Here is a 24,636-nt window from a genome sequence, read left to right on the forward strand (position 1 = left end):
AGGAAATACTGTGTTTCGCAATGTTGCTGAGTTAGTCGAAATGGCTGTTAGTCAAAATAAAAAAATTTCAGATATAATGATTGAACAAGAAATGAAGGTTCGAGGTTTTTCTCGTGAAGAAGTAATGGGATTAATGGAACGGAATCTAGTGGTTATGGAAGAAGCGGTGGAAAATGGAATAAAAGGTGTTAAGTCACATTCTGGTCTTACAGGTGGAGATGCGGTTCTCCTTCAAAAATATATTGAAAAAGGAAATTTCCTTTCAGGGCATACGATTTTGGAAGCAGTTAGTAAGGCTGTTGCTACAAATGAAGTAAATGCGGCAATGGGAACAATTTGTGCCACACCAACAGCTGGTTCAGCGGGTGTTGTACCAGGAACTCTATTTGCTGTCAAAAATAAATTAAAACCAACTCGAGAAGAAATGATTAAGTTCCTATTCACATCGGGTGCTTTTGGATTTGTCGTTGCCAATAATGCGTCGATTTCAGGGGCTGCTGGAGGATGTCAGGCAGAAGTAGGTTCTGCTGCAGGAATGGCTGCTGCAGCAATCGTTGAAATGGCAGGTGGAACACCTCAACAATGCGCAGAAGCTATGGCAATCACTTTGAAGAACATGCTTGGGCTTGTTTGTGATCCGGTTGCGGGATTAGTAGAAGTCCCTTGTGTCAAACGTAATGCGATGGGTGCTGCCAATGCAATGGTAGCAGCCGATATGGCTTTAGCAGGTATAACAAGTAGAATTCCGTGCGATGAAGTAATCGAAGCGATGTTTAAAATTGGGCAATCAATGCCTACTGCTTTAAAAGAAACTGCTCAGGGAGGTTTGGCGGCAACACCAACTGGTCGGGCGTTAGAAGCAAAAATTTTCGGTATTCCACTAAATAAGTGAATAACGTGCTAAGTCAATCCGTAACCGCCATTACGGGTATTGGAGAGGAAACGGCAGAATCCTTAACGGAACTAAATATTTATACAGTAAGAGATGTGCTAGAATATTTCCCGTACCGTTACGAGGATTATCGGCTTCGTGATCTTTCAGAAGTAAAGCATGATGAAAAAATAACAGTAGAAGGGAAGGTTCATAGTGAGCCTTCTCTTGTATACTATGGCCGTAAACGCTCAAGACTCACAATCCGAGTTCTTATCGATCGTTACTTAATTAATGTCGTATTCTTTAACCAACCCTTTTTAAAAAATAAAATCGTAATGAATGAAACGATAACAATTACTGGAAAATGGGATCAACACCGGCAAACAATAACAGCAAATGAGGTTAAAATAGGAAGTCAATCCGAGAAAACAGGGTTTGAACCTATTTATCATGTTAGAGGAAAAGTGACAAATAAAGGCTTAAGAAGATTTATTCATCTAGCAATCTCTCAATTTGGTCATAATATTGAGGAAAATATCCCAGAAGGATTATTGAAGAAATATCGATTATTAAATCGAAGAGATGCACTTAAGAAGCTACATTTTCCACTTTCTGAAGAGGATGTCAAGCAAGCGAGAAGAAGATTTGTATATGAGGAATTTTTATTATTTCAAATAAAAATGCAAGCACTTCGAAAGTTTGAACGAGAACATTCTGCTGGGAAAGAACAGCAGTTTCAAAGTAGTCAATTAGAAGCGTTCATAAATAAACTGCCATTCCCATTAACCAATGCACAAAATAGGGTTATAGAGGAAATTTTGTTTGATATGAAATCTCCATTTCGTATGAATCGTTTATTACAGGGAGATGTTGGATCAGGTAAAACAGTTGTGGCAGCTATTTGTTTATACGCTTCTGTCACTTCTGGTTTTCAAGGTGCTTTGATGGTTCCGACCGAAATATTAGCAGAACAACATGCAGAAAATTTAAAGGAGTTATTACTGCCTTGGAATATTCAATGTGAATTGTTAACTAGCTCGGTAAAGGGAAAAGAGCGAAAACGTATTATAGAAAATTTGGCAAATGGTGAAGTCAATATCCTTATCGGAACTCATGCACTTATTCAAGATGAGGTCATATTTCAAAATCTAGGACTTGTCATCACTGATGAACAGCATCGCTTTGGTGTAGAGCAAAGGAGAATTTTACGGGAAAAGGGAGAAAATCCAGACGTTCTCTTTATGACTGCAACTCCTATTCCAAGAACATTAGCCATTACAGTGTTTGGGGAAATGGATGTTTCCATCATTGATGAAATGCCTGCCGGAAGAAAAGTGATTGAAACCTATTGGGCTAAACAAGATATGTTAGACCGAGTTCTGAGTTTTATGGAAAAGGAACTTGTTCAAGGTAGACAGGCTTATGTGATTTGCCCGTTAATAGAAGAATCAGAAAAGCTCGATGTACAAAATGCAATTGATGTACATAGTACTTTGTCACATCATTTTCAATCACGCTATCAAGTAGGTCTAATGCATGGAAGATTATCTTCTCAAGAAAAAGAAGAGGTCATGCGGGCATATAGTGTGAATGAGATCCAAGTTCTCGTGTCTACAACCGTTGTCGAAGTAGGTGTCAATGTTCCGAATGCTACATTCATGCTTATTTATGATGCTGAGCGATTTGGCCTGTCTCAACTACATCAACTAAGAGGTCGTGTCGGTAGGGGGCATGATCAATCGTATTGTATATTATTAGCCAATCCTAAAACGGATGTTGGCAAAGAGCGAATGAAAATTATGACTGAAACAAATGATGGCTTTGTCTTGAGTGAAAAAGACTTAGAATTAAGGGGACCTGGTGATTTTTTTGGTAAGAAGCAAAGTGGGCTACCTGAATTTAAACTTGCAGATATGGTACATGATTATCGGGCTCTTGAAACAGCAAGAGATGATGCAGCAAGATTAATTCACTCAGAGATTTTTTGGAACTCAACCGATTATTGGCCACTTCGAGACTATTTACAACTGTCAGGTGTTTTAACAGGTGAAAAATTGGATTAAATAATTTTGGATAAGCAAAAAAATACTAGTTTCCTAAAAAAGCAGAGGCGAAGTTCTAATGAATTTCTTGCAATCTGCTTTTTTTACTTTTATACTACTATTAGTACCTAGTCATAATATCTCGGACGGTGTTATTAAATGAGACGAAATAAAAAAGAACGGCAACAGCTTTTGGTCAAAACGATACATGAGAATCCGTTTATTACTGATGAAGAGCTAGCGGATAAATTTTCAGTAAGTGTTCAAACTATACGTTTAGACCGTTTAGAGCTATCGATACCGGAACTACGTGAACGGATAAAAACTGTTGCCGAAAAACGGTTTGATGATGAAGTGAGATCCTTACCGATTGAGGAAGTCATTGGTGAGATTATTGATATTCAGCTCGATCATAGTGCTATTTCAATTTTTGACGTAAAAACTGAACATGTTTTCAAACGCAATCAGATTGCACGTGGTCATCATTTATTCGCTCAGGCTAATTCATTAGCAGTTGCAGTTATTAACGATGAACTGGCACTAACGGCTAAATCAAATATTCAATTTAAACGAGCCGTAAGGGAAAATGAACGTGTGATTGCAAAAGCAAAAGTGGCTAATATAGATGAAAAAAATGGAAGAACGATTGTTGAAGTAAACAGTTATGTAAATAATGAGCTTGTATTTACAGGTGAATTTGCGATGTATCGTTCGAAAAACAACTAAAAGGATGAGACAAAATGAAACTCGCCATTGATGCAATGGGTGGAGACAATGCCCCAAAGGAAATCGTTTTAGGCGCGATGAAAGCGATTCAACATTATCAAAACCTACATATTACTTTAGTAGGGGACGAAGCGAAAATAAATCCATTTTTAACTAATAAAGATAGAATTGAAATCTTACATACAGAAGAAGTGATTTTAGGGACGGATGAGCCTGTTCGAGCGGTAAGAAGAAAGAAAAATGCTTCCATGGTTCTTGCTGCCCAATTAGTTAGTGACGGTAAGGCTGATGCGTGTATTTCAGCAGGAAATACGGGTGCTTTAATGGCTGCAGGGCTATTTGTAGTAGGGCGAATAGAAGGAATTGAACGCCCAGCTTTAACACCAACCTTACCTACAATTGGTGGTGAAGGTTTCTTATTACTAGATGTAGGTGCAAATGTCGATACGAAACCAGAACATCTTTTACAGTACGCGATAATGGGATCGATTTATAGTGAAAAAGTTCGTGGAATCAAACAACCACGTGTTGGTTTATTGAATATTGGAACAGAAGAAAAAAAGGGAAATGATTTAACAAAACAGTCCTTTGAAATATTAAATACAGCACCAATTCATTTTATTGGAAATGTGGAGGCGCGTGATTTATTAAACGGTGTTGCAGATGTTGTTGTTACAGATGGTTTCACTGGTAATATGGTGCTAAAAACAATTGAAGGTACAGCAATGTCCGTATTTAAAATGTTAAAAGGTGCTTTAACTAGCAGTTTAAAAAGTAAGCTTGCCGCTGCTGTTTTAAAACCTGATTTAGTACTCCTAAAAAATAAAATGGATTATTCGGAGTATGGTGGAGCGGGTCTATTTGGTTTAAAGGCTCCCGTTATTAAGGCACACGGGTCTTCAGATGCGCAAGCGATATTTAGTGCTATACGTCAAGCAAAAGAAATGGTTGACCAAGATGTAACACCTTTAATTAAAAAAGCCATTGAAAAATAAATTATATAGTTAGTGAGGAGTGTTTTGATGGGGAAAATTGCGTTTATTTTTCCAGGACAAGGGTCCCAAACGGTCGGAATGGGAAAAAATCTAGCGGATGAAAACGAAAAAGTTGCTTCTTTTTTTAAGAAGGCTGATGAAACATTACAAACATCATTGTCTTCATTAATTTTTGAAGGTCCACAGGAAGAGTTAACATTAACTACAAATGCTCAACCTGCATTACTAACGACATGTATGGCTATTTTAGAATATTTTAGTGATTTTCATATACATGCTGATTATGTTGCGGGTCATAGCCTAGGCGAGTATTCGGCTCTAGTGGCTTCAGGTTCGATCTCTTTTGAAGAAGGTGTATATGCTGTTCGTAAACGAGGTGAATTAATGGAAGAGGCTGTTCCTAATGGTGAAGGAACAATGGCTGCCATCCTCGGGCTTGATCGTGAGCCATTAACGGAGGTTACGACTAAAATTACGGATGAAGGGCATCCTGTTCAGTTAGCCAATTTAAATTGTCCCGGTCAAATCGTTATTTCAGGATCACGTAAAGGGGTAGAGCTTGCTTCTGAAAAAGCAAAGGAAGCTGGTGCAAAACGCGCTTTACCACTTGATGTAAGCGGACCGTTCCATTCTTCACTCATGCAGCCCGCTGCAGAAAAGTTTGAGGAAGTATTAAATAGTATAAGTATTGTAGATGCTAAAATTCCTGTCATCGCTAATGTAATGGCTGAACCGATTACTGATGCTACTATGATAAAAGAAAAACTCGTTGAACAATTGTATTCTCCCGTTTTATGGGAAGATTCAATCCGTAAAATGCTTGATTTAGGGGTAGACACTTTTATTGAGATTGGACCAGGAAAAGTATTATCCGGATTAGTAAAGAAAATTGATCGTTCTGTCAAAACATATGCAGTATCTGACATGGAAAGCTGTCAAGCAACGGTCGAAGCATTAAAGGAGGAAGCTCAATGAACCTAATAGGAAAAGTGGCTTTGGTCACTGGAGCATCACGCGGAATTGGCAGAGAAATAGCGTTAGAATTAGCAAGACAAGGAGCCAATATTGCAGTAAATTATTCTGGAAGTGAAGCAAAAGCAAATGAAGTGGTTGATAGTATTAAAGAATTGGGACAAGACTCATTTGCTGTCCAATGTGATGTTTCCAATCCAGATGCAGTAACAAACATGGTGAAAGAAACGGTTGAACGTTTTGGTAAACTGGATATTCTTGTTAATAATGCTGGTATTACAAGAGATAATTTGTTAATGCGTATGAAAGAGGAAGAGTGGGATGATGTTATTAATATCAATCTTAAAGGAGTTTTCCTCTGTACGAAAGCAGTAACGCGTCAAATGATGAAGCAAAGAAACGGCCGAATTATTAATGTCGCTTCAATAGTAGGAGTTAGTGGGAATCCTGGGCAAGCTAACTATGTTGCTGCCAAAGCTGGGGTGATTGGTCTAACGAAAACAACTGCCAAGGAATTAGCGGCACGAAACATTACAGCAAATGCTATTGCCCCTGGTTTTATTACAACGGATATGACAGATAAACTTACCGAAGAAGTAAAAAATGAAATGCTGAAAGTCATTCCACTTGCTCGTTTTGGCGAACCGAAAGATATTGCAAAAGTGGCAGCCTTCCTTGCATCGGACGACAGTGCCTATATGACTGGCCAAACGCTTCATGTTGATGGTGGTATGGTTATGTGATACTAAGTTTTGTTACATAATTTTTATAGTAGACTTTATTCTTTATTAGAAATCTACTATAATGGCTTGAGGGGAGGTGAACAAGCATGGCAGAGGTATTAGAGCGTGTTACAAAGGTGATTGTTGACCGTTTAGGTGTTGAAGAGTCTCAAGTGAAACTTGAAGCTTCTTTCAAAGAAGACCTTGGTGCAGATTCCCTTGATGTTGTTGAACTTGTAATGGAATTAGAAGATGAGTTCGATATGGAAATTTCTGACGATGATGCTGAAAAAATTGCTACAGTCGGTGACGCTGTGAATTACATACAAGGCAAATTGTAATCGTTAGGTTTGAAAGGCTCCGTTTTCGAAAACGGAGCTTTATTTCTATTGAACTAAGGAATTAGAAAGTAAGGTGGAAGTAAGATGCGCAAGAATAGCAAGGAAATTCAGTACAATCGCGCAAAAGATCAACTATTTAAACAATTTCAAACACAAATAGGGATTCAATTTGCTGATGATAAATTACTTAAACAAGCTTTTACTCATTCATCTTATGTGAATGAGCATCGCAAAAAGCCATTTGAAGATAACGAAAGGCTCGAATTTTTGGGTGACGCCGTATTAGAACTAACTGTTTCTCAATTCTTATATAAAAAGTATCCAATGATGAGTGAAGGTGAGTTAACAAAATTAAGAGCTGCCATTGTATGTGAACCTTCTCTAGTCGCCTTTGCAAATGAACGTTCTTTTGGTCAATTAATCCTTCTAGGAAAAGGGGAAGAAATGACGGGTGGAAGGGAACGTCCTGCATTATTAGCAGATGTTTTTGAAGCATTTATTGGTGCACTTTATTTAGATCAGGGGATTGAAACAGTCATTGAATTTTTAGAAAAAAACGTCTATCCAAAAATAAATGCTGGTGCTTTTTCTCATGTGATGGATTTTAAAAGTCAATTGCAAGAACTTGTCCAAAGAGATGGTATAGGTACATTGGAGTACAAAATTCTCCAAGAAATAGGACCAGCTCATAGCCGTGAGTTTGTGTCTTTAGTTGCGTTAAATGGAAAAGAGCTAGGTGTAGGTACTGGGAGATCAAAAAAAGAAGCCGAACAGCATGCCGCTCAAAAAGCTTTGCTTAAATTAAAAGAGATAGAAAAACATTAAGGAAGGAGGGAGCAGATGTTTTTAAAACGATTGGAGGTCGTCGGGTTTAAATCATTCGCAGAGCGAAGTGTTGTGGAATTCGTTCCAGGTGTAACCGCGGTTGTCGGTCCAAATGGAAGCGGGAAGAGTAACATTACTGATGCGATTCGGTGGGTATTAGGTGAACAGTCAGCTAAATCATTACGTGGTGGAAAAATGGAAGACATTATTTTTGCAGGTAGTGATTCGAGGAAATCATTAAATTTTGCAGAAGTAACCTTAACACTAGATAACGAAGACCATTTTTTACCGATCGATTACAGTGAAGTTAGTGTGACTAGACGAGTTTATCGCTCAGGTGACAGTGAATACTTAATTAACAGGCAGTCTAGCCGTCTTAAAGACATTGTTGATTTATTTATGGACTCAGGATTGGGTCGCGAAGCTTTTTCAATCATAAGCCAGGGTAGAGTAGAAGAAATATTGAATAGTAAAGCGGAAGAACGTCGAACAATCTTTGAAGAAGCTGCTGGTGTTTTGAAATATAAAACTAGAAAGAAAAAAGCAGAAGGTAAATTAACAGAGACACAAGAGAACTTAAACCGTGTAAATGATATTTTACATGAATTAGAAGTTCAGGTGGAACCTCTGAAGTTTCAGGCTTCAATTGCCAAGGATTTTTCAGAAAAAAAAGTGGAATTAGAAAAATATGAAGTGGCATTAACTGTTTATGACATCGAGGAACTTCATCGAAATTGGGAAAGTATTTCGAAACAATTTGAGCAGCATAAGGACGATGATATTAAACTATCAGCGGATTTGCAGAAAAAAGAAGCAACAATTGAAGAATTGCGGGATCATATTACCGCATTAGATGAATCAATCTCTGACTTGCAAAATGTATTGCTTCATACGAGCGAAGAACTTGAAAAATTGGAAGGTAGGAAAGAAGTTCTAAAGGAACGGAAAAAAAATTCTACTCAAAATAGAGAACAACTTGAAAAAAATATTAAAGAGTTTTCAGAAAAAATTCAGACTATCCGTGTGCAAAAAAGTGAGCAGGAATCTATTTTCCTTACACTTGAGAAGGAAGCTAAACAAATTCAGGAAAAGTTAAATGAAAAAAGAGAACAATCTCTGTTATTTAGCGAGAATATTGATGAGAAAATTGAATCGTTAAAGAGTGAATACATCGATAAATTAAATGAACAAGCAAATTGTAATAATGAAACAAAATATATTGATCAACAACTTGAACAGCAAGGAAAAAGAGCTTTAAAACTTGAAGATGAAAACGGTAAATATCTTTCGGAGCGAAAATTAATATTTGATAAAAAACTTGATTTACAATCATCTATAAGTATCATCCAAAATGAAATCGAAGAACAAGTTTATATGTTTCGAGAAAGTCAAAAGAAACTTGACTCATTAAAAAACAATTATCAAAGTCAAGAGAAAACCTTGTATCAGGCCTATCAATTCCTCCAGCAAGCTAAATCCCGTAAGGAGATGCTTGAAGAAATGGAAGAAGACTTTTCTGGATTTTTTCAAGGAGTTAAAGAAGTATTGAAGGCAAGGGGAACTAAATTAAATGGGATTAAAGGTGCGATTGCAGAGTTAATCAACGTTCCGAAAGAATATGAATTAGCAATCGAGACTGCCTTAGGTGGGGCAATGCAACATATTGTTGTTGAAAATGAAGAAAGTGGTAGATTAGCCATTCAATATTTGAAGCAAAATGCTTTTGGCCGTGCAACCTTCTTGCCAATGAATATTTTAAAAGGAAAATCTCTCTCTGCCACTCAGCTCCAAATGATCCAAGGACATTCCTCATATATAGGAACAGCTTCGGACTTAATTCAGTTTGATTCACCATATAAAGAAATCGTTTTAAATTTATTAGGAAATGTAATTATTACGAAAGATTTAAAAGGCGCAAATGAAATTGCAAAAATTCTTCAATATCGCTCACGTTTAGTTACGTTAGAGGGTGATATCGTGAACCCTGGTGGATCAATGACCGGAGGGGCATCAAAACAAAAAACATCTTCTTTATTATCGCGTAAAGGAGAACTTGAAGAATTAAAGAAAAAGCTATTCGATATGGAGGATAAAACCTCAAAGCTTGAAGATCTTGTGAAAAAATTTAAACTAGATATTGAAATACAAGAAGGACGTTTGGAAGTTTTAAGGAAAAATGGCGAACAATTACGTTTAAAAGAACAATCGTTAAAAGGGAATCTGCGAGAAATCGAAGTTGAGGAAAAGAATATTAATGAGCGTCTTTCCTTATATGATATTGAAATGAAGCAATTTTCTGAGGAGAAAGAATCTTTAATCAATCGAAAGGAACTATTACATTCGAATTTGGTTGAAATTGCAAACGACATCACTCAGATGGATCAACAATTGCAGCAATTAAATACACAGCGAACGACTGAAAAAAGCTCAAAAGAAATATTAAATGAAGAGATAAGTGAGTTGAAGGTTGCAATTGCTGCGAAGAAGGAGCAACTCACACATACAAAAGAAAGATTGCTATACAGTGAGACACAACTAAGCGAAAATGAAGAATTGCTCCTTTCCTTCGAAGAGGATTTATCGATTTTAAATTCGGATATGAACAATAGCCACTCAGGTGAAGCTCAACTAGAAATAGCTGCGAAGAAAAAGCTCCAAGATAAAAATGAGACAATAAAGTTGATTTCCACTAGAAGAGAAGAACGGTTGAAACTAAGTAGTTTGTTAGAAGATACTGAATTAGAAGCGAAAGAACTAAAACGTCAGTACAAAGGACTGGTTGAAGCAATAAAAGACGAGGAAGTTAAGCTAAATCGACTCGATGTGGAGTTAGAGAACAAGCTATCCCATTTAAGAGAAGAATATTTACTATCATTTGAAGGGGCAAAAGAACAATTTTCATTGGAAATACCAATGGTAGAAGCTCGTAAAAAAGTGAAATTAATCAAGCTAGCTATTGAAGAATTAGGGACGGTTAATTTAGGTGCCATTGAAGAATATGAAAGAGTTTCCGAACGTTATGAATTTTTGTTGGAACAAAAAACAGATTTACATGAAGCGAAGGATACGTTATTTCAGGTGATTGACGAGATGGATGAGGAAATGAAAAAGCGTTTTTCGCAGACGTTTTCTGGGATCAAAACTCATTTCGAACCCGTTTTTCAAGCTCTCTTTGGGGGAGGGCGTGCGGATTTAAAGCTGACAAACCCTGAAGATTTATTGAACACAGGAGTGGAAATTGTTGCACAACCACCAGGGAAAAAACTGCAAAATCTTGGATTATTGTCTGGAGGAGAAAGAGCTCTAACAGCAATTGCACTTCTATTTGCTATCTTGAAGGTCCGTCCAGTACCATTTTGCGTGCTTGATGAAGTTGAGGCGGCACTTGATGATGCGAATGTTTTTCGATTTAGCCAGTATTTAAAAAGATATAGCGTCGAAAACCAATTCATTGTCATCACCCATCGAAAAGGAACAATGGAAGGTGCAGACGTCCTATACGGTGTAACCATGCAGGAATCAGGCGTCTCCAAACTAGTCTCCGTCCGCCTAGAAGACTCAAAAGAACTAGTTCAATAGCTTCACCGCGTTAAAGCGCTGGGGGTCAGTCCCCCAGCACATTAGCGCGTTAAATCGTCGGGGGACTGACCCCCAGTACGTTAATGTGTTAAAGTGAATTTTAAGGATGTGATAGGATGAGTTTTTTTAAGAAGTTGAAGGAAAAGATTACGAAGCAGACAGATGCGGTGACGGAAAAGTTTAAAGAGGGATTGACGAAGACACGGGACAATTTTTCTAGTAAGGTAAACGATCTAGTTGCACGCTATCGAAAAGTAGATGAAGATTTTTTTGAAGAACTTGAGGAAATTCTAATTCAGGCAGACGTTGGATTTGAAACGGTTATGCAATTGATCGATGAGTTGAAAATGGAAGTGAAGAGGAGAAATATTCAAGACTCAAAAGACGTTCAAAGTGTAATTTCGGAGAAATTAGTTGATATTTACAAAGATGCAGACCAATCTTCAACTGAAATTAATATCCAAGAAAATACTCTTACGGTCATCCTATTTGTTGGGGTTAATGGTGTTGGTAAAACAACAACAATAGGGAAACTGGCTCATAAATATAAAACCGAAGGTAAAACGGTTCTTTTGGCCGCAGGTGATACATTTAGAGCAGGTGCGATTGAACAACTGGAGGTTTGGGGAGAAAGAGTTGGCGTTGAAGTAATTAAACAAGAAGCTGGCTCTGACCCAGCTGCTGTCATGTTCGATGCGATTCAATCAGCTAAAGCACGTCAAGCTGATATTTTACTTTGCGACACAGCAGGTCGTCTACAAAATAAAGTAAACCTAATGAAAGAGCTTGAAAAAGTAAAACGAGTGATAGAAAGAGAAGTACCTGGGGCACCACATGAGGTTTTACTTGTGTTAGATGCCACAACTGGTCAAAATGCATTAATCCAAGCAAAAACATTTAAAGAAGCAACAAATGTTTCAGGGATTGTCCTATCTAAACTAGATGGTACGGCAAAAGGTGGTATCGTTTTAGCCATTCGAAATGAGCTAAAAATACCTGTTAAACTAGTAGGCCTCGGGGAAAAAATGGATGATCTCCAAGAATTTGATGCCGAGAAATATGTATATGGATTATTTTCAGAACTAATTGATAATGAAGTGGCTGAATAGGTTAAATAGTGTAATCCAGCGCCTAGCCCCGACGTACAGGAAGTACTAGTGTCGACTATGCGACAGGACGTTGCGTTTTTGTCGACCTCGAGGTCATAAGCCCCTCCAGGAATAAAGGTAAAGAAAACCTTCTTTCCTAGAGCGTCTTATGCTTGTCAGGGCTGATCAAGGCGCTTCCGCTTTTGTAGTGTAAAGTAATTTCCTTGACACCATTTTAAAATCTGTGTAAACTTACATTTGTAAAGGCTTTTCACTTAACAAGGAGGGGCTAGGCATGCTTGAAAAAACAACAAGAATGAATTATTTATATGATTTTTATCATTCGTTGTTAACACCGAAGCAGCAAAGTTATATGTCTCTCTACTATCTAGATGACTACTCATTAGGAGAAATTGCGGAAGAGTATAATGTTAGTCGTCAAGCAGTTTACGATAACATTAAGCGTACTGAAACAATGCTAGAAGAGTATGAAGAAAAGCTATTGTTATTTCATAAATTTCAAGAGAGAAGCAAATTAATTCATAAGTTAAAAGAATTATTAGAAGAGGAAAACCTTTTCAAAACGACTATTGCTGAGGCAGTTGCAGAACTCGAGAAATTAGACTAGGAGGCGGCATATATGGCATTTGAAGGTTTAGCCGACCGTCTGCAAAATACACTCCAAAAAATCCGCGGTAAAGGCAAAGTTACGGAAGCTGATGTTAAGGAAATGATGCGTGATGTACGTCTAGCCTTACTTGAGGCCGACGTTAATTTCAAAGTAGTGAAAGACTTTGTCAAAAAGGTAAGTGAAAGAGCGGTTGGTCAAGAAGTACTTAAAAGCTTAACACCAGGGCAGCAAATCATAAAGGTAGTTCAAGAAGAATTAACTGAACTAATGGGTGGGGAGCAAAGTAAGATTGCAGCCTCACACAGACCACCAACCGTCATAATGATGGTTGGTTTACAAGGTGCTGGTAAAACAACTACAACTGGTAAATTAGCAAACTTGCTTCGTAAAAAATATAACCGCAGTCCATTACTTGTTGCTGCAGATATTTATCGTCCTGCTGCCATTAAGCAGCTTGAAACGCTTGGAAAACAACTAAATATGCCAGTATTCTCTTTAGGAGATCAAGTTAGTCCAGTTGAAATTGCTAAACAAGCAATCATAAAGGCAAAGGAAGACCATAATGACTATGTCTTAATTGATACAGCTGGGCGTCTGCATGTCGATGAAAATTTAATGGACGAATTAAAAAACATTAAAGAATTGACTAAGCCAGATGAGATTTTCTTAGTTGTTGATGCAATGACAGGTCAAGATGCCGTCAATGTCGCACAAAGTTTCAATGATCAGCTTGGACTTACTGGAGTTGTATTAACAAAGTTGGATGGAGATACACGCGGTGGAGCAGCATTGTCCATTCGTGCAGTGACGAACACACCAATTAAATTTGTCGGTTTAGGTGAAAAAATGGACGCAATTGAGCCGTTTCATCCTGAACGTATGGCTTCCCGTATTCTTGGTATGGGAGATGTCTTAACTTTAATCGAAAAGGCACAGGCGTCTGTGGATGAAGAAAAAGCGAAAGAACTTGAGCAAAAAATGCGAACAATGTCTTTTACGCTTGACGATTTTCTTGACCAATTAGGTCAAGTTCGTAAACTTGGTCCATTAGATGAAATATTGAAAATGATGCCAGGTGCTAATAAAATTAAAGGGCTTAATAATGTTCAAGTAGATGAAAAGCAAATTGCGCATGTCGAAGCCATTATTCGTTCCATGACAAAAGCTGAAAAAAATCAGCCGGAAATCATTAATGGAAATCGTAAAAAGAGAATTGCTAAAGGAAGTGGTCGTTCCGTAACAGAAATCAATCGCTTACTAAAACAATTCGAAGACATGAAAAAAATGATGAAGCAAATGACAAGCATGCAACAAAAAGGTAAGAAAAAAGGTGGCTTTAAATTACCTTTTAAACCGTTCTAGCCGCTTGTGCTAGATAATTTAAGTGAAAAATATGGATGTAAAGAAAAAAGACTTTACAAACCATTTATATTTCTGTTATTATTCTATCTTGTGTGAAACTATTCGGAGGTGCTTATTAAAATGGCAGTTAAAATTCGTTTAAAACGTATGGGAGCAAAAAAATCTCCTTTCTATCGTATTGTTGTTGCAGATTCTCGTTCTCCTCGTGACGGACGTTACATTGAAGTAGTTGGAACTTACAATCCAGTAGCTCAACCAGCTGCAGTGCAAATTAACGAAGACTTAGCATTAAAATGGTTACAAGATGGTGCAAAACCATCTGATACAGTTCGTAACCTTTTCTCTAAGCAAGGCATCATGGAAAAATTCCATAATGCAAAGTACTCTAAATAAATTGAAAGAAGCCGTAGATTATGAAACAGTTAATTGAGACGATTGTTAAGCCCCTTGTAGATCATCCAGAAGATGTTCATGTGAATGTCGTAGAAGAGGATTATCGCGTAACCTACCAGCTTTCTGTCAACAAGAATGACATGGGAAAAGTAATTGGAAAGCAAGGGCGTGTTGCAAAAGCGATACGAACTGTTGTCTATGCGGCAGGAACTTCACAAAAAAAGAAAATCTATTTAGAGATTAATGAGTAAGAGATTAAACCATTAAAAGGAGGGGAAACCCTCCTTTTTTTACATACTAAAAATTAATGAAAGATTACTTGAAAGCAGGCGTCTTTATGAAAATTCTTCAAACTGTTGTGGTAAAACAAGTGCTAACGGAGAAAAGTAAAAAAGAACTCCTCGAAAAATTTGAAGCAAACATTTTTCAAATTAAAAAAGAATGTGAGCAGCTTCAGTTTGAACAGAAAAAATTGGAGAAAAACAGTAAATTACCTCCGATAAATGTTCGTAAACATTTTGAAAATGAAATTCAAGAACGTCTTAATAAAATAAATCTCCTTACTTTTCAAATTGAACAACTTCACTTACTTCCTTTAGGTAGTGAAATAAAAGAAAGGGAAGTACAGGCAATTGTTGAAGTTGAGGTAGGTGATCATTGGGAAGAAAAATGGAACCGTTCAGAAATTATTGTTTTAGACGGGATTATTCAAGAAATGCGCTAGAGGTGATGAATAGATGGGAAATTGGTATAACGTAGGGAAAATAGTTAATACACATGGAATACAAGGAGAAGTCCGTATTATTTCAAAGACGGATTTTGTACAAGAACGATTTAAAGTAGGCAATCAATTATTTTTATTTATGGATGAAAAAAAGGAACCTACCTCGCTTACAATAGCAAGTCATCGAACTCATAAAAATTTTGAATTGTTGACATTTGAAGGATTGCAAAATATTAATTTGGTAGAAAAATTTAAAGGTGGAATGTTAAAAATTCCTGAAAGTCAATTAACTCCACTTGAAGAAAATGAATATTACTTCCACGAAATTATCGGTTGTGAAGTTTTTACAATGACAGGCGAAGAAATTGGGAAAATTAAAGAAATATTAACTCCTGGTGCAAATGATGTTTGGGTTATTAAAGGAAAAGGTGGTAAAGAGGTACTTATTCCTTATATTGAACAAGTAGTAAAACAAATTGATGTGAAGAATAAAAAAGTATTGATTGAACCAATGGAAGGTCTATTATCATGATGAAGGTGGATGTATTAACTCTTTTTCCCGAGATGTTTAAAGGTGTGTTTGGACATTCGATATTAAAGAAAGCATATGAGAAAAAAGCTGTTCAGTATAATGTAGTAAATTTCCGAGACTTTGCCGACAATAAACATTTTACTGTTGATGATTATCCTTATGGTGGAGGAGCGGGGATGGTTTTAAAACCTCAGCCGATTTTTGATGCAGTCCAAGCACTTAACAACAAGGAAAAGCATAGTAGAGTGATCCTGTTATGTCCACAAGGGGAACGCTTTACTCAAAAAAAAGCAGAAGAACTAGCAAATGAAGAACATCTTATTTTTATATGTGGTCACTATGAAGGATACGATGAAAGAATAAGAGCAAATTTGGTTACTGACGAAATATCGATTGGTGATTATGTATTAACAGGTGGGGAACTCGGTGCCATGGTTGTCATTGATAGTGTGGTTCGTTTATTACCAGAGGTGCTTGGAAACGAGGAATCACATCAAAAGGATTCCTTTAGTACAGGGCTATTAGAGCATCCACAATATACAAGACCTGCAGATTTCCGAGGAATGAAAGTACCTGAAGTTTTGCTTTCAGGAAATCATAAGCATATTGATGAATGGAGAGCAAAAGAATCATTACGCAGAACACTTTCGCGAAGACCAGATCTTCTTGATATGATTCAACTTACAAAAGAACAGGAAAAATGGTTAGAAGAAATTCGTAATGAGCTTAAATAAAATATTGAAAAGCATGACCTCTTATGATAAGATACTATTTGTGACTTAGGCTACTAATAGCCTGGTCGGTATTAAGATGTTCCGCTACAAGTATTGAGAATTGTAAGAGCATCTGTTGGAAGGAGTTGAAAACGATGCAACAATTAATTAAAGAAATCACTCAAGAACAACTTCGCACTGATCTTCCTGCTTTCCGTCCTGGTGATACTGTACGTGTACACGTTAAAGTTATCGAGGGAACTCGTGAGCGTATTCAGTTATTTGAAGGTGTAGTGATTAAGCGTCGTGGTGGTGGTATCAGCGAAACTTTCACAGTACGTAAGGTTTCTTACGGTGTAGGCGTTGAGCGTACATTCCCTGTACACACACCAAAAATCGCGAAGCTAGAAGTTATCCGTCGTGGTAAAGTTCGCCGTGCGAAACTATACTATCTACGTAATCTTCGTGGTAAAAAAGCTCGTATTAAAGAAATTCGATAATGACCAAAGAAAGGGCTTGTTTAACAAGCCTTTTTTTTAGTTTATAACATTTTCCAAAAAAATTGCTCCCATCGCGTTTAATGTTCCGATTGTTTTGTAAAATAAGTATATGTCAATTAATCTTAGAATGGTGGGGAAAAAATGACCAAGAAAAAAAGTGAAATATGGGAATGGACAAAAGCATTAGTTATTGCTGTGGCACTTGCAGCAATCATACGTTACTTCTTTTTTGCTCCGATAGTAGTTGATGGATTATCCATGATGCCAACTCTTCATGATCAAGATAGAATGATTGTGAACAAATTAAATTACAAAATTGGAGATCCTAAACGATTTGATATCATTGTTTTCCATGCACCTGAAAAGAAAGATTACATAAAACGAATAATCGGTCTGCCTGGTGATCATGTTGAGTATAAAGATGATACACTATACATAAATGGTAAGGCCTATAAAGAACCGTACTTGGATGAATATAAGAAACAAGTGATAGATGGACCATTAACAGATCCATTTACTCTTGAAGAAAAAATCGGTCGGAAAACGGTACCAAAAGGGCATCTATTTGTAATGGGTGATAACCGTCGCTTTAGTAAAGATAGTCGTCATATTGGGACAATCCCAATGGAAAAGGTATTAGGAAAAACGAGTATTGTGTATTGGCCACTAGAAGATTTTCATTTTGTAAATAGATAACATTAGGAGGTGACTATCTTGACGATTCAATGGTTTCCAGGTCATATGGCCAAAGCTCGTAGAGAAGTCACAGAAAAACTAAAGCTTGTAGACTTGATCATGGAATTATTAGATGCACGTATACCGTTATCATCTAGAAATCCAATGATTGATGAAATTACCCAGCATAAGCCAAGATTAGTTTTATTAAACAAAGCAGATATGGCAGATCCTGCAATTACAAAAGAGTGGGTTGCTTACTTTTCAGATAAAGGTATAATGGCGCTACCTATTAACTCCCATGAAGGTGAGGGTATGAAACAAATCGTTTCTGCTGCTCATGATTTACTAAAGGAGAAATTTGATCGTTTAAGGGCAAAAGGGGTAAAACAGCCTAGAGCAATTCGTGCGATGATTGTTGGTATTCCAAATGTTGGGAAATCTACTTTAATTAATCGTTTAGCGAAAAAAAATATTGCGAAAACTGGCAACACTCCAGGAGTAACGAAAGCACAACAATGGATAAAAGTTGGGAAAGAACTTGAATTACTTGATACACCAGGTATTCTTTGGCCAAAATTTGAGGACCAAGAGGTAGGATTAAAACTTGCTGTGACAGGAGCAATCAAGGATACGATTCTAAACTTGGAGCAATTAGCTGTTTACTCCTTAAAGATGTTAGAAAATCGTTACCCCAATCGATTAGAAGAACGCTTTAAACTCCGTGAGATTCCTGAGGATTTAGTTGAAATGTACGATCATATTGGAAAACTCCGAGGTTGTTTAGCTGGCGGTGGTATGGTCGATTATGATAAGGTTTCAGAATTAGTTATTAGAGAAATTAGGTCTGAAAAATTTGGACGAATTTCTCTTGAAAGTCCCAATGATGTCATTGTTTTAGACGAGGAATAAAGAAAAGCGCAAGGCGACCGCTTAACGGCAACAAGCAAATGCTTCTCCGCACGGAGAGACATTCTTTGACTTTTGGCGTGGAGAACACATTTGACCTCGAACCGATGGCGCCTAGAGCTGGACAACTTTCGAAGTACAATGATATAAATTCTGATATTATAATAAAGGCCCACCATTCGGAGGGTCTTTATTTTTTTCAGTTATTGCCGATAAAAATAATAGAAATTAGTAAATAGGAGAAGCAAATGGGAAATAAAACGTTAAGGGAAGTTGAACAAATACTTAAAAAGATAGATGATCGTAATCATCCACTCATAAAGGATTTTGTAAATGATGAACGAAAAGGGGTACAGCAATTACTTTTACGATGGCAAAAGAAAATAGAGTTGGAGAAAAAATCAAAAGAGAAATTTGAGGAAATGACAGTATTTGAGAATAAATATATTTCTAGTGGTTATCAATGGGTCGCTGGCGTTGATGAAGTTGGGCGCGGTCCATTAGCGGGACCTGTTGTGGCTGCAGCTGTCATTCTGCCGAAAGATTTTTATTTATCTGGGATAGATGATTCTAAGAAATTAACCGAGAAAAAAAGAGAGGAATATTTTAATATTATTCAAGAGAAAGCGATTGCGATTGGAATAGGTTTGATCGAGCAAGACGTAATCGACGAGATTAATATTTATGAGGCAACAAAAAAAGCGATGAATTTGGCTGTGTACTCCCTTTCTAAAAAACCAGAAGTACTACTTATCGATGCCATGAAACTAGAAACCCCTTATTTAACAGAATCTATTATTAAAGGGGATGCAAAAAGCATATCGATCGCAGCAGCCTCCATTATTGCTAAAGTGACAAGAGACAAAATGATGAAAGAATATTCGATGCTTTATCCAATGTATGGTTTTGAGCAAAATATGGGATATGGAACAAAAGAACACATAGATGCGATTCAAAAACATGGGATAACACCCATTCATAGAAAAAGCTTCGCTCCGATAAAAGATTATTTCGCAAAATAAAGAAGGTGATTACCATCGTTTCTTCAATTATTTCCTCTGTTTTTCAATTGGATAATAAACGTCCCGACGCTACACCATTAAGAGCTGGACAAGTTTTTAATGGGAAAATTCTTAAGTTATTTCCAAATCAGACTGCTGAGGTGCAAATTGGAAACCAACGAATGATTGCCCAGCTAGATGTCCCTTTAGAAGTGGGTCGCCACTATTGGCTTCAGGTTCAACCAAGTGAAGGTACAGTCGAATTGAAGCTACTAGATAATAATTCCTTGTCTTTGAGCCGCCAAGAGGGCTTAGAAACGGTTTTTAAAGCATTTAGCCTCTCTTCATCCAAAGAAAATGTGGAAGTCGTGAAATATTTTTTAAAAGAACAATTACCAATATCGAAAGAACTAGTTCAAAATGCAGCTAATTGGATTAAAAATAGTACACAACCTTTAGAGGAACTAAATACGATAAATTGGATGATTAAACAAGGTTATCCGGTAACAAAGGATATTTATCACGCTTTGATATCTATGAATGGAAAAGAAAAGATAACAGAAATCATGCAATCGGTATTAAATGGACTACAAGAGGAAAATCAAATTACTTCTGTTTCAAGTTCACTAAAAGAAGTTCTTACAACACTTATTTCAAATGAAGAAACTCCACAAATAAATTTCCAGTCGACTTTCTTAGGAGATGAAAAAACGTTCCATCCACTTTTGAAGAAGTTGATCGAATCACTAGGTTTTCAATACGAAAAAGATGTCTTTACCTTTTTAAATGGACAAGAAAATGAATCAATAAGACAAGACAATTTAAAGGGATTGCTTATTCAATACTTAAGTGAAAAATCAGATATATCACAAAAAGAGCCAGCTGAACAACTGCTACAACGAATTACAGGTATGCAATTACTTTCAAAAGATATGGGACCGGTTCAACAATTTATTATGCAAATTCCATTTCCATTATGGAATCGTACGACTGATCTCACTCTTCAATGGAGTGGACGTAAAAATGAAGATGGCAAGATAGATCCCAATTTTTGTAGAGTCATTTTCTACTTGGAATTAGAAACTTTAAAGGAAACGATGGTGGATTTGCGTATACAAAATAGAATTATCAGTATAAAAGTATTGAATGAAAATCATCAATTATTGAAGGAATTAAAGTCGTTTCAAGCGATGTTAAAAGAAAATTTAAAGAAAATGAGCTACAATCTTTCATCCTTGGAATTTGAAGATATCAATGATAAACAGTTTAATAAAAGAAGTCACTCAAAGCTTCCAATTACCTATCAAAATCAATCCTATACAGGAGTTGATATTAAAGTATGATGGATAATCAACGAAAAGAAGCGATTGCTTTAGGATATGAAGCCAACTTACAAGAAGCTCCTATCGTTATTGCAAAAGGTAAAGGTTTAGTAGCAGATACGATTATTGAGAAAGCAAAAGAAAGTGGGATTCCGATTCAGGAAGATCCTTCACTCGTTCAATTATTATCTCAATTAGAGATAAATCAATCGATTCCAGAAGAATTATACAAAGTAGTGGCTGAGGTATTTGCATTTATTTATCGAGCTGACCAAATATCTAATAAAATGAAAGATTAGAGATAAACTTGTTTTTAAATTTGTTTTATTAGAAAAATAAAAGTGGTTATCCTACTAATAGAAAGGCCAGAAATACTCATGAAAAGTAAAAAATAAAGATATAAAAATTTAAAAGAAAGATAATTTTTTACTCTTTATGGTAGACAAGGTATGTGTCATTTAATAAAATTAAAACGCAAGATTTTTTTTTGATCAGTATGATAGGAGGATGGGTAATGAATATCCATGAGTATCAAGGGAAAGAAATCCTCAAGAGTTACGGGGTACTAGTTCCAAACGGAAAAGTAGCATTTACAGTTGATGAAGCTGTAGAAGCTGCAAAAGAACTTGGCACGCAAATTTGCGTGGTAAAAGCGCAAATCCATGCTGGTGGTCGAGGTAAAGCTGGCGGTGTTAAAGTTGCTAAAAATCTTGATGATGTTCGTACATATGCAAGTGAAATTTTAGGTAAAACACTTGTTACACATCAAACTGGTCCTGAAGGAAAAGAAGTAAAACGCTTACTTATCGAAGAAGGCTGCGATATTAAGAAAGAGTACTATGTAGGTTTAGTTCTTGACCGTGCAACTTCCCGTGTCGTTTTAATGGCATCTGAAGAAGGCGGAACAGAAATTGAAGAAGTGGCTGAAGCGACTCCTGAAAAAATCTTCAAAGAAGTAATTGATCCAGTTGTTGGGCTATCTGCATACCAAGCAAGACGAATTGCATTTAATATCAATATTCCTAAAGAACTAATTGGACAAGCAGTGAAGTTCATGATGGGATTATATACTGCATTTGTTGAAAAAGATTGTTCAATTGCTGAAATTAATCCACTAGTTGTAACTGGCGACGGAAAAGTAATGGCATTGGATGCAAAGTTAAACTTTGATTCCAACGCACTATACCGTCATAAAGATATTTTAGAATATCGTGATTTAGATGAAGAAGATGCGAAAGAAATTGAAGCGTCAAAATATGATTTAAGCTACATTTCCCTTGATGGAAACATTGGATGTATGGTAAATGGCGCAGGTTTGGCGATGGCTACAATGGATATCGTTAAACATTATGGCGGCGACCCTGCAAACTTCCTAGATGTTGGGGGCGGTGCTACAGCGGAGAAAGTTACTGAAGCATTCAAAATCATCCTTTCTGATCCAAACGTAAAAGGTATTTTTGTAAATATCTTTGGTGGAATTATGAAATGTGACGTTATTGCAACTGGAGTTGTTGAAGCAGCGAAGCAAGTTGGCTTATCAGTTCCTTTAGTTGTTCGATTAGAGGGAACGAATGTCGATTTAGGTAAAAAGATTTTAAGTGAATCAGGCCTAAATATTATTGCTGCTGAATCTATGGCAGACGGTGCACAGAAAATTGTTTCATTAGTTTAATAGGATTTTGAAAGGAGAATTGACGTGAGCGTATTTATAAATAAAGATACAAAGGTCATTGTTCAAGGTATTACGGGTTCGACAGCCCTATTCCATACAAAGCAAATGCTTGAATATGGTACTCAGATCGTTGGAGGAACTTCTCCAGGTAAAGGCGGAACAGAAGTAGAGGGTGTACCTGTATTTAATACAGTTAAAGAAGCTGTGGACGCTACAGGAGCAAACGCATCAGTTATTTATGTTCCTGCACCATTTGCGGCCGATGCCATTTTAGAGGCTGTTGATGCAGAGTTAGATTTAGCGATCTGTATTACAGAGCATATTCCTGTGTTAGATATGGTTAAAGTGAAACGTTACATGGAAGGTAAAAAAACACGTTTAGTTGGACCGAACTGTCCTGGAGTTATTACTCCAGATGAGTGTAAAATCGGAATCATGCCTGGATACATTCATACAAAAGGCCATGTTGGGGTTGTATCCCGTTCAGGAACATTAACATATGAGGCTGTTCACCAATTAACACAAGCAGGTATCGGCCAAACTACAGCAGTAGGTATTGGTGGAGACCCTGTAAACGGAACAAACTTTATTGATGTTTTAAAAGCATTTAACGAAGACCCAGAAACTTATGCAGTTATCATGATTGGTGAAATCGGCGGAACAGCAGAAGAAGAGGCTGCAGAGTGGGTTAAAGCAAATATGACTAAGCCAGTTGTTGGATTCATTGGTGGACGCACAGCACCTCCAGGAAAACGTATGGGCCATGCAGGAGCAATTATTTCTGGTGGAAAAGGAACTGCTGATGAAAAAATCCGCGTAATGAATGAATGTGGTATTAAAGTTGCAGATACACCATCAGTAATGGGCGAAACATTAATCGGAGTTCTTAAAGAACAAGGTTTATACGATAAATGTAAGACCCACTAATCAATATTTTAACAATATATATAGTCCCTCTATCTAAAGGGGGACTATTATAACTATTAGGAGGTTTTTTATTTTGGATGAGTTTAGAAAAAAATTTATTTATCTCTGTCATTTTCCAAGAATTACTTGGACCGATGTGTATAAAACCTTAAAAAGAGACCCCCAACTTTTGAATCTCACCAGTGAATATCCCCTAAAAAAATCACAATTATCTTTCACAGACTCCTTTCAATTAACTTCCAATCAAAATCAATTTTCGCAAAATGATTTTCAAGATAAAATTCGTCATTATCCAGCAAATGATATAGAAATAATTACCTATTTTGACGAATCATATCCCAATATGCTAAAAGAAATTTATCAGCCACCTTGGTGTCTATTTGTTAAAGGAGATATCTCATTACTCAATGAGCCCAAGAAATTAGCAATAGTCGGTTCTAGACAAGCATCATCGTACGGAAAAAGCGCCATTCAGCATATTCTCCCTCCGTTATTAGAAAAAAATATCGTCATTGTAAGTGGATTAGCAAAAGGTATTGATGCTTTAGCACATCAAATGACGATAGAAAGAGGTGGGAAAACGATTGCAGTTATTGCCGGAGGGCATTTCCACCTTTACCCTCAAGAAAACAAAAATCTTGCCAAACGGATGGAAATGGATCATTTGATCATTTCAGAATACACACCTGAAACAAGACCATCAAAATGGCAGTTCCCAGCTCGAAATCGAATCATTAGCGGACTTTGTGAAGGGACATTAATCATTGAGGCGAAACGTAAGAGTGGCTCTCTCATAACAGCGAATTTTGCTGTACAAGAAGGCAGAGAGGTTTTTGCTATTCCTGGAAGTATTTTTAACCCTTATTCTGCTGGAACAAATGATTTGATACAGCAAGGTGCAAAACTAATTATGTCAGGTGAAGATATATTAGCCGAAATGAGACAATAAAGTGTCATATTGAACATAAAAATGAAAAATGATGAGGTTTTAGAGGATTTCATTGGAAAAAGGTTGAATTTATTGCAATAATGTTATACATTGTGCAACAGGTATTTTAATTTATTTATAGTGTCATTTATTCCTTGAATAATTATGTTTGAAAACGTTTTC

Annotated in this window: 26 protein-coding genes; all 26 read left to right on the top strand. The window is 36.7% G+C overall.

What is annotated here, in order from left to right:
* Positions 1 to 10: 10 nt before the first annotated feature.
* The 26 genes from sdaAA (at position 11) to dprA (ending at position 24,474) form a co-directional block, all read left to right on the top strand.
* Positions 11 to 892: an L-serine ammonia-lyase, iron-sulfur-dependent, subunit alpha gene (gene sdaAA / locus ACFSO7_RS05730; RefSeq protein WP_377876112.1), complete on the top strand. Its 882-nt coding sequence runs from the start codon at positions 11 to 13 to the stop codon at positions 890 to 892.
* Positions 889 to 2,937 carry an ATP-dependent DNA helicase RecG gene (recG, locus tag ACFSO7_RS05735; RefSeq protein WP_377876114.1) on the top strand — a complete coding sequence of 683 codons (2,049 nt, stop codon included), beginning with the start codon at positions 889 to 891 and terminating at the stop codon, positions 2,935 to 2,937. Before sdaAA ends, recG begins: the two co-directional genes overlap by 4 nt.
* A 138-nt stretch (positions 2,938 to 3,075) precedes the next feature.
* The gene (fapR, locus tag ACFSO7_RS05740; protein ID WP_377876116.1) at positions 3,076 to 3,642 is read left to right on the top strand and encodes a transcription factor FapR; all 567 of its coding nucleotides are present in this window, start codon (positions 3,076 to 3,078) and stop codon (positions 3,640 to 3,642) included.
* Positions 3,643 to 3,656: 14 nt separating this feature from the next.
* The gene (gene plsX / locus ACFSO7_RS05745; protein WP_377876118.1) at positions 3,657 to 4,637 is read left to right on the top strand and encodes a phosphate acyltransferase PlsX; all 981 of its coding nucleotides are present in this window, start codon (positions 3,657 to 3,659) and stop codon (positions 4,635 to 4,637) included.
* Between the two features lie 27 nt (positions 4,638 to 4,664).
* Positions 4,665 to 5,612 carry an ACP S-malonyltransferase gene (gene fabD, locus ACFSO7_RS05750; protein WP_377876120.1) on the top strand — a complete coding sequence of 316 codons (948 nt, stop codon included), beginning with the start codon at positions 4,665 to 4,667 and terminating at the stop codon, positions 5,610 to 5,612.
* Complete coding sequence (gene fabG, locus ACFSO7_RS05755; protein ID WP_377876122.1) at positions 5,609 to 6,352, top strand: 3-oxoacyl-[acyl-carrier-protein] reductase; 744 nt, start codon at positions 5,609 to 5,611, stop codon at positions 6,350 to 6,352. Before fabD ends, fabG begins: the two co-directional genes overlap by 4 nt.
* Before the next feature lie 86 nt (positions 6,353 to 6,438).
* Positions 6,439 to 6,672: an acyl carrier protein gene (gene acpP, locus ACFSO7_RS05760; protein ID WP_377876124.1), complete on the top strand. Its 234-nt coding sequence runs from the start codon at positions 6,439 to 6,441 to the stop codon at positions 6,670 to 6,672.
* Between the two features lie 84 nt (positions 6,673 to 6,756).
* Positions 6,757 to 7,497: a ribonuclease III gene (rnc, locus tag ACFSO7_RS05765; protein WP_377876126.1), complete on the top strand. Its 741-nt coding sequence runs from the start codon at positions 6,757 to 6,759 to the stop codon at positions 7,495 to 7,497.
* A gap of 15 nt (positions 7,498 to 7,512) precedes the next feature.
* On the top strand, positions 7,513 to 11,076 hold the full coding sequence (gene smc, locus ACFSO7_RS05770; RefSeq protein ID WP_377876128.1) for a chromosome segregation protein SMC: 3,564 nt from the start codon (positions 7,513 to 7,515) through the stop codon (positions 11,074 to 11,076).
* 116 nt (positions 11,077 to 11,192) lie between these two features.
* On the top strand, positions 11,193 to 12,185 hold the full coding sequence (gene ftsY, locus ACFSO7_RS05775) for a signal recognition particle-docking protein FtsY (protein ID WP_377876130.1): 993 nt from the start codon (positions 11,193 to 11,195) through the stop codon (positions 12,183 to 12,185).
* A gap of 274 nt (positions 12,186 to 12,459) precedes the next feature.
* On the top strand, positions 12,460 to 12,792 hold the full coding sequence (locus ACFSO7_RS05780; RefSeq protein ID WP_377876132.1) for a putative DNA-binding protein: 333 nt from the start codon (positions 12,460 to 12,462) through the stop codon (positions 12,790 to 12,792).
* A gap of 12 nt (positions 12,793 to 12,804) precedes the next feature.
* On the top strand, positions 12,805 to 14,157 hold the full coding sequence (gene ffh / locus ACFSO7_RS05785) for a signal recognition particle protein (RefSeq protein ID WP_377876134.1): 1,353 nt from the start codon (positions 12,805 to 12,807) through the stop codon (positions 14,155 to 14,157).
* A gap of 120 nt (positions 14,158 to 14,277) precedes the next feature.
* Positions 14,278 to 14,550 carry a 30S ribosomal protein S16 gene (gene rpsP, locus ACFSO7_RS05790; RefSeq protein ID WP_377876135.1) on the top strand — a complete coding sequence of 91 codons (273 nt, stop codon included), beginning with the start codon at positions 14,278 to 14,280 and terminating at the stop codon, positions 14,548 to 14,550.
* Positions 14,551 to 14,570: 20 nt separating this feature from the next.
* Complete coding sequence (locus ACFSO7_RS05795) at positions 14,571 to 14,801, top strand: KH domain-containing protein (protein ID WP_377876137.1); 231 nt, start codon at positions 14,571 to 14,573, stop codon at positions 14,799 to 14,801.
* Positions 14,802 to 14,887: 86 nt separating this feature from the next.
* A complete protein-coding gene (locus ACFSO7_RS05800; RefSeq protein ID WP_377876138.1) occupies positions 14,888 to 15,274 on the top strand; it encodes a YlqD family protein in 387 nt (128 codons plus the stop codon).
* Between the two features lie 13 nt (positions 15,275 to 15,287).
* On the top strand, positions 15,288 to 15,806 hold the full coding sequence (rimM, locus tag ACFSO7_RS05805) for a ribosome maturation factor RimM (RefSeq protein ID WP_377876140.1): 519 nt from the start codon (positions 15,288 to 15,290) through the stop codon (positions 15,804 to 15,806).
* A complete protein-coding gene (gene trmD / locus ACFSO7_RS05810; RefSeq protein ID WP_377876142.1) occupies positions 15,803 to 16,540 on the top strand; it encodes a tRNA (guanosine(37)-N1)-methyltransferase TrmD in 738 nt (245 codons plus the stop codon). The genes rimM and trmD overlap by 4 nt, the downstream gene beginning before the upstream one ends.
* 134 nt (positions 16,541 to 16,674) lie before the next feature.
* Positions 16,675 to 17,019 carry a 50S ribosomal protein L19 gene (gene rplS, locus ACFSO7_RS05815; RefSeq protein ID WP_377876144.1) on the top strand — a complete coding sequence of 115 codons (345 nt, stop codon included), beginning with the start codon at positions 16,675 to 16,677 and terminating at the stop codon, positions 17,017 to 17,019.
* Between the two features lie 141 nt (positions 17,020 to 17,160).
* On the top strand, positions 17,161 to 17,715 hold the full coding sequence (lepB, locus tag ACFSO7_RS05820) for a signal peptidase I (RefSeq protein WP_377876146.1): 555 nt from the start codon (positions 17,161 to 17,163) through the stop codon (positions 17,713 to 17,715).
* Between the two features lie 18 nt (positions 17,716 to 17,733).
* Positions 17,734 to 18,606: a ribosome biogenesis GTPase YlqF gene (gene ylqF / locus ACFSO7_RS05825; RefSeq protein ID WP_377876148.1), complete on the top strand. Its 873-nt coding sequence runs from the start codon at positions 17,734 to 17,736 to the stop codon at positions 18,604 to 18,606.
* A gap of 245 nt (positions 18,607 to 18,851) precedes the next feature.
* Positions 18,852 to 19,625, top strand: a complete 774-nt coding sequence (locus ACFSO7_RS05830; protein WP_377876150.1) for a ribonuclease HII — start codon at positions 18,852 to 18,854, stop codon at positions 19,623 to 19,625.
* A gap of 5 nt (positions 19,626 to 19,630) precedes the next feature.
* Positions 19,631 to 20,947, top strand: coding sequence for a hypothetical protein (locus ACFSO7_RS05835; RefSeq protein WP_377876151.1), 1,317 nt, complete (start codon positions 19,631 to 19,633; stop codon positions 20,945 to 20,947).
* Positions 20,947 to 21,225, top strand: a complete 279-nt coding sequence (locus tag ACFSO7_RS05840; protein ID WP_377876460.1) for an EscU/YscU/HrcU family type III secretion system export apparatus switch protein — start codon at positions 20,947 to 20,949, stop codon at positions 21,223 to 21,225. The genes ACFSO7_RS05835 and ACFSO7_RS05840 overlap by 1 nt, the downstream gene beginning before the upstream one ends.
* 215 nt (positions 21,226 to 21,440) lie before the next feature.
* Positions 21,441 to 22,598 carry an ADP-forming succinate--CoA ligase subunit beta gene (gene sucC / locus ACFSO7_RS05845; protein ID WP_377876153.1) on the top strand — a complete coding sequence of 386 codons (1,158 nt, stop codon included), beginning with the start codon at positions 21,441 to 21,443 and terminating at the stop codon, positions 22,596 to 22,598.
* Positions 22,599 to 22,622: 24 nt separating this feature from the next.
* Positions 22,623 to 23,525 carry a succinate--CoA ligase subunit alpha gene (sucD, locus tag ACFSO7_RS05850; RefSeq protein ID WP_377876155.1) on the top strand — a complete coding sequence of 301 codons (903 nt, stop codon included), beginning with the start codon at positions 22,623 to 22,625 and terminating at the stop codon, positions 23,523 to 23,525.
* Positions 23,526 to 23,598: 73 nt separating this feature from the next.
* Positions 23,599 to 24,474: a DNA-processing protein DprA gene (gene dprA / locus ACFSO7_RS05855; RefSeq protein ID WP_377876157.1), complete on the top strand. Its 876-nt coding sequence runs from the start codon at positions 23,599 to 23,601 to the stop codon at positions 24,472 to 24,474.
* Positions 24,475 to 24,636: the final 162 nt, after the last annotated feature.

The sequence above is a fragment of the Bacillus sp. CGMCC 1.16607 genome, from assembly GCF_042683745.1.
Classification (GTDB): Bacteria; Bacillota; Bacilli; order Bacillales; family Cytobacillaceae; genus Pseudoneobacillus.

What these genes read in the sequence shown, in the direction of transcription:
- fapR (WP_377876116.1), top strand. Translation starts at nt 3,076, where the DNA reads ATGAGACGAAATAAAAAAGAACGGCAACAGCTTTTGGTCAAAACGATA.
- plsX (WP_377876118.1), top strand. Translation starts at nt 3,657, where the DNA reads ATGAAACTCGCCATTGATGCAATGGGTGGAGACAATGCCCCAAAGGAA.
- fabD (WP_377876120.1), top strand. Translation starts at nt 4,665, where the DNA reads ATGGGGAAAATTGCGTTTATTTTTCCAGGACAAGGGTCCCAAACGGTC.
- fabG (WP_377876122.1), top strand. Translation starts at nt 5,609, where the DNA reads ATGAACCTAATAGGAAAAGTGGCTTTGGTCACTGGAGCATCACGCGGA.
- acpP (WP_377876124.1), top strand. Translation starts at nt 6,439, where the DNA reads ATGGCAGAGGTATTAGAGCGTGTTACAAAGGTGATTGTTGACCGTTTA.
- rnc (WP_377876126.1), top strand. Translation starts at nt 6,757, where the DNA reads ATGCGCAAGAATAGCAAGGAAATTCAGTACAATCGCGCAAAAGATCAA.
- smc (WP_377876128.1), top strand. Translation starts at nt 7,513, where the DNA reads ATGTTTTTAAAACGATTGGAGGTCGTCGGGTTTAAATCATTCGCAGAG.
- ftsY (WP_377876130.1), top strand. Translation starts at nt 11,193, where the DNA reads ATGAGTTTTTTTAAGAAGTTGAAGGAAAAGATTACGAAGCAGACAGAT.
- ACFSO7_RS05780 (WP_377876132.1), top strand. Translation starts at nt 12,460, where the DNA reads ATGCTTGAAAAAACAACAAGAATGAATTATTTATATGATTTTTATCAT.
- ffh (WP_377876134.1), top strand. Translation starts at nt 12,805, where the DNA reads ATGGCATTTGAAGGTTTAGCCGACCGTCTGCAAAATACACTCCAAAAA.
- rpsP (WP_377876135.1), top strand. Translation starts at nt 14,278, where the DNA reads ATGGCAGTTAAAATTCGTTTAAAACGTATGGGAGCAAAAAAATCTCCT.
- ACFSO7_RS05795 (WP_377876137.1), top strand. Translation starts at nt 14,571, where the DNA reads ATGAAACAGTTAATTGAGACGATTGTTAAGCCCCTTGTAGATCATCCA.
- ACFSO7_RS05800 (WP_377876138.1), top strand. Translation starts at nt 14,888, where the DNA reads ATGAAAATTCTTCAAACTGTTGTGGTAAAACAAGTGCTAACGGAGAAA.
- rimM (WP_377876140.1), top strand. Translation starts at nt 15,288, where the DNA reads ATGGGAAATTGGTATAACGTAGGGAAAATAGTTAATACACATGGAATA.
- trmD (WP_377876142.1), top strand. Translation starts at nt 15,803, where the DNA reads ATGATGAAGGTGGATGTATTAACTCTTTTTCCCGAGATGTTTAAAGGT.
- rplS (WP_377876144.1), top strand. Translation starts at nt 16,675, where the DNA reads ATGCAACAATTAATTAAAGAAATCACTCAAGAACAACTTCGCACTGAT.
- lepB (WP_377876146.1), top strand. Translation starts at nt 17,161, where the DNA reads ATGACCAAGAAAAAAAGTGAAATATGGGAATGGACAAAAGCATTAGTT.
- ACFSO7_RS05830 (WP_377876150.1), top strand. Translation starts at nt 18,852, where the DNA reads ATGGGAAATAAAACGTTAAGGGAAGTTGAACAAATACTTAAAAAGATA.
- ACFSO7_RS05840 (WP_377876460.1), top strand. Translation starts at nt 20,947, where the DNA reads ATGGATAATCAACGAAAAGAAGCGATTGCTTTAGGATATGAAGCCAAC.
- sucC (WP_377876153.1), top strand. Translation starts at nt 21,441, where the DNA reads ATGAATATCCATGAGTATCAAGGGAAAGAAATCCTCAAGAGTTACGGG.